The 10,130-nt window shown below is 71.0% G+C and carries 11 protein-coding genes and 2 tRNA genes; 10 read left to right on the forward strand and 3 right to left on the reverse strand.

What is annotated here, in order from left to right; genetic code table 11:
* Positions 1-78 precede the first annotated feature (78 nt).
* The 5 genes from ITP53_RS58170 to ITP53_RS34800 all read left to right on the forward strand — a co-directional run bounded on the left by ITP53_RS58170 (position 79) and on the right by ITP53_RS34800 (position 3,337).
* Positions 79-1,620, forward strand: a complete 1,542-nt coding sequence (locus ITP53_RS58170) for a sensor histidine kinase (protein WP_195899699.1) — start codon at positions 79-81, stop codon at positions 1,618-1,620.
* Positions 1,621-1,833: 213 nt separating this feature from the next.
* Positions 1,834-2,442 carry a response regulator gene (locus ITP53_RS34785; protein ID WP_195899700.1) on the forward strand — a complete coding sequence of 203 codons (609 nt, stop codon included), beginning with the start codon at positions 1,834-1,836 and terminating at the stop codon, positions 2,440-2,442.
* 70 nt (positions 2,443-2,512) lie between these two features.
* Complete coding sequence (locus ITP53_RS34790; RefSeq protein WP_195899701.1) at positions 2,513-3,091, forward strand: hypothetical protein; 579 nt, start codon at positions 2,513-2,515, stop codon at positions 3,089-3,091.
* 79 nt (positions 3,092-3,170) lie between these two features.
* Positions 3,171-3,246 (forward strand) — tRNA-Glu (locus ITP53_RS34795).
* A gap of 18 nt (positions 3,247-3,264) precedes the next feature.
* A tRNA-Glu gene (locus ITP53_RS34800) sits at positions 3,265-3,337 on the forward strand.
* A 499-nt stretch (positions 3,338-3,836) separates the two neighbouring features.
* Here the strand turns inward: ITP53_RS34800 and ITP53_RS34805 are convergent.
* Together ITP53_RS34805 and ITP53_RS34810 are read right to left on the reverse strand one after the other, a co-directional pair.
* Entirely contained in the window at positions 3,837-5,552 is a 1,716-nt protein-coding gene (locus tag ITP53_RS34805) for a hypothetical protein (RefSeq protein WP_195899702.1), read from the reverse strand.
* 58 nt (positions 5,553-5,610) lie between these two features.
* Positions 5,611-6,327, reverse strand: coding sequence for an IclR family transcriptional regulator (locus ITP53_RS34810; protein ID WP_195899703.1), 717 nt, complete (start codon positions 6,325-6,327; stop codon positions 5,611-5,613).
* 66 nt (positions 6,328-6,393) lie between these two features.
* Between ITP53_RS34810 and leuC the strand changes: the two genes are divergently transcribed.
* From leuC to ITP53_RS34830, 4 genes are all read left to right on the forward strand, one after another.
* The gene (leuC, locus tag ITP53_RS34815; protein ID WP_195899704.1) at positions 6,394-7,779 is read left to right on the forward strand and encodes a 3-isopropylmalate dehydratase large subunit; all 1,386 of its coding nucleotides are present in this window, start codon (positions 6,394-6,396) and stop codon (positions 7,777-7,779) included.
* 71 nt (positions 7,780-7,850) lie between these two features.
* Entirely contained in the window at positions 7,851-8,438 is a 588-nt protein-coding gene (leuD, locus tag ITP53_RS34820; RefSeq protein ID WP_195899705.1) for a 3-isopropylmalate dehydratase small subunit, read from the forward strand.
* On the forward strand, positions 8,417-8,656 hold the full coding sequence (locus ITP53_RS34825; RefSeq protein ID WP_195899706.1) for an SCO5555 family protein: 240 nt from the start codon (positions 8,417-8,419) through the stop codon (positions 8,654-8,656). Before leuD ends, ITP53_RS34825 begins: the two co-directional genes overlap by 22 nt.
* Before the next feature lie 98 nt (positions 8,657-8,754).
* Positions 8,755-9,054 carry an HU family DNA-binding protein gene (locus ITP53_RS34830; protein ID WP_195899707.1) on the forward strand — a complete coding sequence of 100 codons (300 nt, stop codon included), beginning with the start codon at positions 8,755-8,757 and terminating at the stop codon, positions 9,052-9,054.
* Positions 9,055-9,102: 48 nt separating this feature from the next.
* Here the strand turns inward: ITP53_RS34830 and ITP53_RS34835 are convergent, their stop codons facing one another.
* On the reverse strand, positions 9,103-9,309 hold the full coding sequence (locus tag ITP53_RS34835; RefSeq protein ID WP_195899708.1) for a hypothetical protein: 207 nt from the start codon (positions 9,307-9,309) through the stop codon (positions 9,103-9,105).
* Between the two features lie 112 nt (positions 9,310-9,421).
* Here ITP53_RS34835 and ITP53_RS34840 point away from each other — a divergent pair.
* Positions 9,422-10,130 (forward strand): MFS transporter (locus ITP53_RS34840; protein ID WP_195899709.1); only part of this gene is annotated, 709 nt, incomplete at its 3' end.

Below are 10,130 nucleotides of genomic sequence, written 5' to 3' on the forward strand. Positions count from 1 at the left end.
CCACATCGCCCGCCCGGCGGCTCGATCGGTTGAGGCCGGCTATCCACCGATCGGTGGATACGTGCCAGGCTTGACGTCATGAGCTGGATCGACGGCCGTGAGCGGTGGGCGTTCCTGTGGCTCGCGTACGGGCTGCTCGGGGTCTCCGCGAGTGCGGCCGCCTTGGCAGACGCTCCGCGCGGCGAGCCGTGGGCGACGCTGCGTCCGCTCGTGACCTGGGCGGCGGAGGAGGGCGCCGGTGCCTGGCCGTGGCCGGGCCCGCCCTGGCCCGCGCTGGCCGTGGCCGCCGCGGTGTGGCTAGCGCCGATCGCCTGGCTGCACACGCGCCGCGAGAGCCGCCGCGCGCTGGTCGTGGGCCACTACCTCGTGCTCGTCGCACTCGGGGGAGCGCTGGCGGCGCAGAACGGCGCCTTCGTGCTGTTCGCCGCGATCGGTTATCCGCTGGCCATCGCCATGCTGCCTGCCCGGCTGGTCATCGCAGGCGTGACGGTCACGGCCGTCGTCAGCGTGGCCGCCCAGGCGGGCCCCGAGGCCCGCGCCACACTGCTCACCATGATCGCAGGCGTGGCCGCCCCACTGATCCTGGCCGGCTGGTACGTCTCCGCCGAGCACGACAAGCGCCGCCGCCTGGTCGGGCAACTCCGGGCCGCCATGGCCGAGAACGCCGACCTGCACGCCAGGCTCCTCGACCAGGCCAGGCGGGCGGGCGTACTGGACGAGCGGCACCGCGTGGCCGGCGAGATCCACGACACGGTCGCCCAGGACCTCGTCGCCCTCATCGCCCAACTCGACGCCGCCGCCCGCACCCCCCGCCCCTGCCCCCACGACCGCGCCCCCGCCCGCGCCCACGACCGCGACCGGTACCGCGCCCACGACCGCGACCGGGACCACGACCACGACCAGGCCCACGACCGCAACCGGGGCCACGACCGACCGAACGACAAGGCCCCCGACCAGGCGGACGACCGAGCGATTGACCGGGGCCACGGCCGGGCGAACGACGAGGCCCCTGACCAGGCCCACGACCGACGGAATGACCGGGACCATGACCAGGCGGACGACCGCGCGAATGACTGGGAGCGCCATCTGTCCCAGGCCGCCGACCTGGCCCGCCGCAGTCTGGCCGAGGCCCGCAGGTCGGTACGCGCGCTTCGGCCCGAGCCGCTGGAGAACGCGAGCCTCCCCGAGGCGATCACCCGCCTGGCCCGATCGTGGGCCCAGGCGTCGGGCGTCGACCTCGCCCTCGACGTCACCGGCACCCCGGTCGCCCTGGCCGCCGACGTGGAGGCAACCCTGTTCCGGGTGGCCCAGGAGTCGCTGGCCAACGTCGCGAAGCACGCGAGAGCCACCAGGACGGGCCTGACTCTGTCGTACACGGACGAACTGGTCCTGCTCGACGTCCGCGACGACGGGACCGGCTTCGCCCCGCAGGCGCCCGCTGACGGCTTCGGCCTGGACGGAATGCGCCAGCGGGTCCGCGGAGTGGGCGGCACCCTCGACATCGAGTCAGAACCGGGCGGAGGCACGGCGGTGGCCGCGACCGTCCCCGCCATACCCGCCATACCGGCGGAGAGTGAGACGCTGACGGCAGAGGACCACCTGACGGAAGGGCGCGTATGAGCCTGCCGAGTGCTGGCGGAAGGGCGCGGATGGGCCTGCCATGCGGACGGAAGGCGTGGATGAACCGGCCGAGTGCGGACGGAAGGGTGCGGATGAGCCGGCCGGACGGAAGGGTGCGGATGAGCCGGCCGAGTGCAGCGGGGTGTAGATCAGCCGGGCGAGTGCGGGGATGAGCCGGGCGAGTGCGGACGATCATTGGGGGAAGAGCGCAGGATGAGGTTGCTGATCGCGGATGACCATCCCATCGTGCGGGACGGCCTGCGGGCGGCGCTCGGCGGCGAACCGGATCTGGAGATCGTCGGCGAGGCGGCCGACGGCGCGGAGGCGGTGCGGCTGGCCGCCGAGCTGCGGCCTGACGTCGTCCTCATGGACCTGCGCATGCCCGGCATGGACGGCGTCGCCGCCATCCGCCGTCTCAGCGGCACGGGGCCGCGGGTGCTGGTGCTGACCACGTTCGACACCGACGTGCTGCCCGCGCTCGAAGCCGGAGCCAGCGGCTACCTGCTGAAGGACGCCCCGCCCGAGGAGTTGGTGCGCGCCGTCCGCGCCACCCACAGGGGCGAGACCGTGCTCGCGCCCGCCGTCGCCGGACGCCTGGCCGACCACCTGCGCAAGCCCGCGCGGGGCAGCCTGAGCAGGCGCGAACTGGAGGTCCTGCGGCTGGTGGCCGGGGGAGCGACGAACCGGGAGGCGGCGGCCGCGCTGTTCATCAGCGAGGCCAGCATCAAGACGCACCTCCTGCACATCTACGCCAAGCTCGACGTCCGCGACCGCGCCGCCGCCGTCGGCGAGGCATACCGCCGCGGCCTCCTCACCACCTGACCCGGCCCTCCCGGATTGCGGTGGAGGGGTGGAATCGGGCCCAGCTCAGTCGGTATAGTCCCGCCGGATTATGGATGAATTTCGTATCCGCGCGGGCAGCTTCCCGCGCATCGTCGCCCCGTTCATCGCTCCACTCGTCCTCTTCTTCGCCGTGTGTCTCCTCCTCGGCGCCATCTTCACCAACAGCACCCCGCTCGGCGTCGTCATCGCCGTCCTGGCCACCGGCGCCCTGTTCGCCGTGCTCGTCGCCAAGCACCGCCGGCTCACCTCGGGCACCGTCGTCCGCTTCAGCCCGGACGGTGTGGAGCTGTCCGACTCGTACGGCTTCCGCGCCCGCCTCCGCTGGCCCGACATCACCAGGGTCGACATCGTGAACACCCAACTGGCCAACCCCCGGCGCGTGGGCCGGCCGGGCGGTGTGCGGGTGCAGGCCCAGGCGCTGCGCTCTGTCGGGCTCATCGGCTGGGGGGAGCGGACGGTGCCGCCGCGCGTACCGCGCTGGATGCGCGACCGGCTGGCCCGCGTACCCGTGGATCCGGCCACCGGCAGGCCCGAGGTGACGATCCCGCTCGGCGAGTTCGATCCGCTGTGGGAACGCGGCCGGATGGGCGACTGGGTCAGGCACCACAGACCCGATCTGATGGGCTGAAAGCGGTTTGGTTGTGGTCTCCGAGGTGCGGTAGAGTTACGGGCGTTGCCGGGGAGACCCGGCACCAGCTTGTGGTCAGGGTCCCGTCGTCTAGTGGCCCAGGACGCCGCCCTCTCAAGGCGGTAGCGCCGGTTCGAATCCGGTCGGGACTACCACTGTCACAAGCCCCCGAAGGTCCCGTCGTCTAGTGGCCCAGGACGCCGCCCTCTCAAGGCGGTAGCGCCGGTTCGAATCCGGTCGGGACTACATTGTTCACCGCTCCGGCGCATTACGCTCCGGGGCGTTTTCGCTTTCCGGCCGGTTCACGACTCTCACGGAGCCGGCCCACAGCGCGCACGTAACGGCGCCCGGCCCCGCGAACCTGAGAACCGTTCCCCTGGACAGAGCCCGGCCACGTGCGGCGGGCGGGGCCGCCCGTACGAAGCGTAAAAACAAAACCCCCGGACGAACGGCCACACCCCAGAACACCGCCGGCCCGCCCGCACCGCCGCACGAACGACCACACCAGAACACTGCGCCCGCGCCGCCGTACGAACGAGGACGCCTTACGGACCCGCGGTGGCCCCCGGACGAGCACGCCGCGCGGACGAGCACGCCCCTCGGCCAGGACGCCTCACAGAGCCGCAGAAGTCCCAAAACGCCGCAGAGGCTCCACAGCGGCACGGACGGCGAAGGCCCCCGCCAACGTCGGACGGGGGCCTTTGGAATAGCAGATCAGCTCGCCTGGGAAAGGGAGGGGAAGCGGTCAGGTTGTGGAGCGGGCTTTGAAGAGGGCGCGGCGGGCCGTCTTGGCGATCTGTTTGTCGGGGTGGACCTGGGAGATCAGGTCCAGCAATTCCTCCACATGGGCGTGCGGGATCTTCCAGATCACCTCGAGCAGGTCGTTGACCATCTCCGGACCGATGTCCCGCAGGCTGCTGACGAACTCCGACCGCCCGAGCCCGGCAGAGATCGTCCACATGTCCAGGATCAGCCAGTGCGTGTCGTCCGGCGTGGGCTCGGGCGCCCCCTCCACCCCGAGCTGGCTCAGGTGGGTGGCCGCGTAAGGCCGCAGCGAGGGCTGCTTGAGCGCCTCCTGCCAGGCCGGGACCGCGTCCTCCCCGAGCGTGCCGACGACGCTGGCCGCCTGCACCCGGATCAGCGCGTCGCTCTCGTCCTCGGCAGCCGCCTCCAGCAGCTCCTCCGCGGCCCTGCCGGGCTCCCGCAGCCGCATCCAGGCCGCGAACTCGGCGTCCGCCTCCTCCTCCGGCAACTCCGCGCTGAGCGCCAGCAACTCGTGCGCGCTCATCGACTCGATCGCCGGCCGGGCATCCAGCTCGATGTCGGCGTCGTCCACCAGGTGGACGACTCCTTCGGTGCCGAGCGGCGTGAGGCTGAGCATCTTGCCCTGGACCTCCACCATGCCGTAGCCGACGAGCCAGTCGACCGCGGGCGCCAGCGGGTCGCCCGCCGCCTCCCACGCGTCGGCGCCCAGCTCGTCGAGGTCGGCCGCGGCATCCGCGAGGTCCTGGGTCAGCTCGCCGAGTTCACGCGAGCCACCGGCCAGCAGCAGCCTGACCAGCAGGCCCCGCGTCAGACCTGCCAGGGCCATCGTGAGGTCGTCGTCGTCCAGCTCCGGGTCGCCGTAGTCGACCGAGTGCAGCCCGAGCATCCACGCGTCGAGCACGTCCTCGTCGTCGTCGAACGGCCACTCCGACGTGTCATCCTGCACCGCGACGGTGCTGGCCTCGCCAGGCTGGAGGAACTCCAGGTCGACGGCGAGGTTCCAGATGTTCCAGAGGTACGGGACGGCCTCGGCGATCGACCCGTCGGTCTCCGGCCTGGGCAGCCCGACGGCCGTCAGCGCCTCCTCCACCTCGGCGTCGCTGAGCAGCGTCTCCTCGCCCACCCGGCGCCCCGACCCCACCCACAGGGCCAGGTCGCGGGCCATGGCGACGAGCGGCACCCGGCGCGCGGCCGCAGCCAGCTCCGAGTCGGGCCGGAGCCTGATCGTGTCGAGGTCGGCCAGCTCGTCCGCGAACGGCTCGAAGTCGCCGAGGTCGCCGGTCTCCCCGTCTCCGTCGTCGTCTCCGTCGTCGTCGTCGAGCAGGTCCTCCATGAGATCGACGAACTCGTCTTCGACGTCGTCGAGCTCGGCCTGCAGATCGGCGAGGGAGTCCGAGCCCTCGGCCAGCCTGCCGGTCTGCGAGAGGAACGTCAGGTACGCGTCCACGGCCGGGAGCATCCCGTCCGCGGCGGCGTCGGGATCCTCCACGACCTTGGGCATACGGTCGAGCAGCAGGTTGCGCAGGTCGGCACGCTTCCACGTGCCGAGGTCCGGCGAGAAGGCGAGACGGTGCCACAGTGCGGCCGGCCCCACGAGCTCGGGGTCACTCCCGGGGGCGTTGGCACGCGCCCACATGATGAACTCTTCGAGCAGGGGTCGCAGCTCAGTGGCGGCTACCTCGATGCGATCTGTCACGCCCTCAGGCTAGTGTGCCCGCGAGGCTCCCGGCTCCCCAAATACCTGCTTTGACCGATCATGAGGTGCGCCGCATGGCCTCCGTGATGCGCTCGGCGGCCGCCATGACCGGCACCGCGTGGAGCCTGCCGGGGGCCCGTGTCAGCCGTTCGATCGGTCCGGAGACGGACACGGCCGCGATCACCTTGCCACCGCTGCCCCTTATGGGAGCTGAGACACTCGCCACACCCTGCTCGCGCTCGCCGACGCTGTGAGCCCAGCCCCGGCGCCGTACGGAGGCCAGCGTGGTGGCGGTGAACTTGGCCGCTCGCAGGCCGCGGTGCAGCCGGTCCGGCTCCTCCCACGCCAACAGGATCTGCGCCGCCGAGCCTGCCGTCATGGGCAGCGCCGAACCCACGGGAACCGTGTCACGCAATCCGCTGGCGCGTTCCGCGGCCGCCACGCAGACGCGTTCGTCACCCTGGCGGCGGTAGAGTTGCGCGCTCTCCCCGGTGAGGTCCCTGAGCTGCATCAGTACGGGGGCGGCCACCGCCAGGAGCCGGTCCTCGCCGGCCGCCGTGGACAACTCGGAAAGCCGGGGCCCCAGCACGAACCTGCCCTGCGTGTCGCGCGTGACGATGCGGTGGTGCTCAAGAGCGACGGCGAGCCGGTGAGCCGTGGGCCGGGCCAGGCCGGTCGCCTGCACGAGCTGCGCCAAAGAAGCGGGTCCCGCTTCGAGGGCATTGAGTACAAGAACTGCCTTGTCGAGTACTCCGACTCCGCTAGAGTTGTCCATACACCGATACTGCAGTCTCGACATATGAGAAAGCAAGTCGGAGGCTGTTCTCAAGGAGGAGATCACATGGGCCGCACACTGGCCGAGAAGGTCTGGGAGCGACACGTAGTCCGGCGCGCGGAGGGCGAGCCTGACCTGCTCTATATCGACCTGCACCTCATTCACGAGGTGACCAGCCCGCAGGCGTTCGACGGCCTCCGTCTCGCCGGCCGGAAGGTGCGAAGGCCCGATCTCACCATCGCCACGGAAGACCACAACGTGCCGACCGTGCTCGGCCCGATCTCCGACCCGGTGTCCAAGACCCAGGTCGAGACCCTCCGCAAGAACGCCGCCGAGTTCGGCATCAGGCTCCATCCGATGGGCGACGCCGGTCAGGGCGTGGTCCACATCATCGGCCCGCAGTTCGGCCTGACGCAGCCCGGCATGACGATCGTATGTGGCGACTCTCACACCTCGACGCACGGCGCGTTCGGCGGGATCGCGTTCGGCATCGGCACCTCCGAGGTCGAGCACGTGCTGGCCACCCAGACGCTGCCCGCCTACCGGCCGAAGACGATGGCCATCGAGGTCTCCGGCGAGCTGCCCCCCGGCGTCACGGCCAAGGACCTGATCCTGGCGATCATCGCCAAGATCGGCACCGGCGGCGGCCAGGGCTACATCGTCGAATACCGCGGCGAGGCGGTGCGCGGGCTCTCCATGGAGGGCCGCATGACCGTCTGCAACATGTCGATCGAGGCGGGCGCCCGCGCCGGCATGATCGCGCCGGACGAAACCACGTTCGCCTACCTCAAGGGCCGCCCGCACGCGCCCGAGGGCGCGGCGGGGGACGAGGCCGTCGAATACTGGAAGTCGCTGCGCACCGACGACGACGCCGTGTTCGACAAGGTCGTGGAGATCGACGCCACGACGCTGACCCCCTACGTCACGTGGGGCACCAACCCGGGCCAGGGCCTGCCGCTCGGCGAGTCGGTGCCGAGCCCCGACTCCTTCGCCGACCCGGTCGCCAGGTCGTCCGCCGAGCGCGCGCTGGAGTACATGGGCCTGACCGCGGGCACGCCGCTGCGTGAGATCGAGGTCGACACGGTGTTCGTGGGCTCGTGCACCAACGGCCGCCTCGAGGACCTGCGTACGGCCGCCGAAATCCTGCGCGGCCGTCAGGTGAAGGCCCGCACGCTGATCGTGCCCGGCTCGATGCTGGTCAAGCTGCAGGCCGAGCAGGAGGGCCTGCACGAGGTGTTCAAGGCGGCGGGCGCCGAGTGGCGCGAGGCCGGCTGCTCCATGTGCCTGGGCATGAACCCCGACACGCTCCAGCCCGGCGAGCGCAGCGCCTCCACCTCCAACCGCAACTTCGAGGGCCGCCAGGGCAAGGGTGGCCGCACTCACCTGGTGTCGCCGCAGGTCGCCGCCGCGACCGCCGTCACGGGCCGCCTCACCGCTCCCGCGGACCTCTAGCGCGGTCACGGTCAGGCGGCCTGGCCGCCTGACCGACGCGCTTCCCATGCAGACCTCTAAGGAGAAATCCGATGGACGCCTTCACCACCCACACCGGTACGGCGGTGCCGCTGCGCCGCAGCAACGTCGACACCGACCAGATCATCCCGGCCGTCTGGCTCAAGCAGGTCAGCCGTACCGGCTTCGAGAAGGGCCTGTTCGCCGCCTGGCGCGAGGACCCCACGTTCGTGCTGAACGACCCCGCCTACGAGGGCGGCTCGATCCTCGTCTCCGGCCCCGACTTCGGCACCGGCTCCTCGCGCGAACACGCCGTGTGGGCGCTGCAGCAGTACGGGTTCCGCGCCGTGATCGCCGCCAGGTTCGGCGACATCTTCCGCAACAACTCCACCAAGATGGGCCTGCTGCCGGTCATCCTGCCGGACGAGAAGGTCGAGGCCCTGCAGGCGGCCGTCGAGGCCGACCCCAAGCTGGAGATCACCGTCGACCTGGTCGAACGCCAGGTGCGCTGGGCCGGCGAGGTCGTGCCGTTCGAGATCGACGACTACACCCGCTGGCGGCTCATGGAAGGCCTCGACGACATCGGGCTGACCCTGCGTCACGCCGAGGATGTGGCGGAGTACGAGAATGGTCGGCAGCCATGGCTGCCGAAGACCGTCTAGAAGACGACGAACTGGCGCGGCGGTTGCGCGAGGCGCACCGCCGCGTCCGCCTGCTCCCCGCCGCCCAGAAGGCCCGGTTGGCGCGCCGTTACCTCGCGATCTGCGACCTGGCCAAGCGCGATCCGGAAAGAGCGGCGACCCGTCTCGACGCGTTTCTGGCCTCTCTCGACGGCGCCGTTGACACGCCACGAAATGAGGAAAACACGCTCGGTGATTGAGTTCCCCCGCAATCCAGCCTACTTTCGAGCGCGTAAGGGGTTTCTACGTCGAAGTGTGAGCTGGAACCCCGTGCCGTAACTGGGGGAGCAGGACTTTCATGAACAAGCGTGAACTCGTCGAGGCCATCGCGGATCGGGTGGGCGACAGGAAGACGGCCACCGAGGCCGTCAACGCGGTCGTAGACGCCATCCAGAAGGCCGTGGCCAGCGGCGAAAAGGTCTCGATCACAGGCTTCGGCGCGTTCGAGATGGTGAACAAGCCGGCCCGCACGGCGCGGAATCCGTCGACCGGCGCGGAAATCAACGTCGCGGAGAGCTGGGCGCCCAAGTTCCGCCCCGGTTCCGATTTCAAGGACCTGGTCAACCAGGGCGGCAAGAAAATCGGCAAGAAGAAGTAAACCCAGCGGACCAGCACGCCCGGGCCCCGCGGCCCGGGCGTCCGCATTTCACGCGTCCGGCACCGGGAAAGTCGACAGCGTGATGTAGCTGATTTCCCCGCCGGACATCCCGAGGTTGACCCGCTGCCCGGTGCGCAGCAGGCGCAGCGGACCTGCGTCGAACGCGGGCGTGCCGAACTCCAGCACACTTCCGTCGTCCAGGAAGACCGTGCCCGAGCGGGTGGTCTCGTCGAAGCTGCGTACCGTCGCCTGCACGCGTACCAGCCTATGGTGGGCCGCGTTCGGTGGTCCACCGCCTGTTCGTGGAGGCGGGCCCGTGCGCAAACCGATTGCTCCGAGCCTGGCGAGGAGACGAGGATCTGCGGGCATGGGGCGTGGTGGCGACTTCCGGCGGTTCGTGTGGGCCAACGGCGTCACCCAGATGGGCACCCAGGTCACGATCGTCGCCCTGCCCCTGACCGCCCTGCTCGTCCTGGACGCCGGCGCTTTCGAGCTGGGGTTGCTGTCCGCCGTCCAGATGGCCGCGTTCCTGCTGATCGGGTTGCCCGCGGGGGTGTGGGTGGACCGGTGGCGCCGCCGTCCCGTCCTCATCTGGTCCGACCTGGCCAGGGGCCTCGCCGTGGTGTCGATCCCCGTGGCGGCCTGGTTCGGCGGTCTCACGCTCCCGCACCTGTACGCGGTGGCGGCGGTCCTGGGTGTGGGCACGGTGTTCTTCGACGTGGCCCAGATGAGCTTCCTGCCCGCGATCGTCCCCAAGGAGCGGCTCGAACGCGCCAACAGCGGGCTGGAGGTCACCAGGAACGTCTCCGTGCTCGCCGGCCCTGGGGTGGGCGGCTGGCTGGTCACCGCGCTCACCGCCCCCTTCGCGCTGCTCGCCGACGCCGTCGCCTACCTCGCCTCGGCACTGCTGCTCTCCGGCATCACCGCCACCGAGTCCCACCACCGCACGAACGACGCCCCGGCACGGCCCGCGGCCGACCGTCCGCCGCGGCGCGCGGACGACCATTCGGCGCGGCCGGCAGACGGTTCGGGGCGGTCGACGGACAGATCGGGGCGGGGGCTGGAGGACGTGGGGC

The sequence above is a fragment of the Nonomuraea cypriaca genome, assembly GCF_015645445.1.
GTDB classification, from domain to species: Bacteria; Actinomycetota; Actinomycetes; order Streptosporangiales; family Streptosporangiaceae; genus Nonomuraea; species Nonomuraea cypriaca.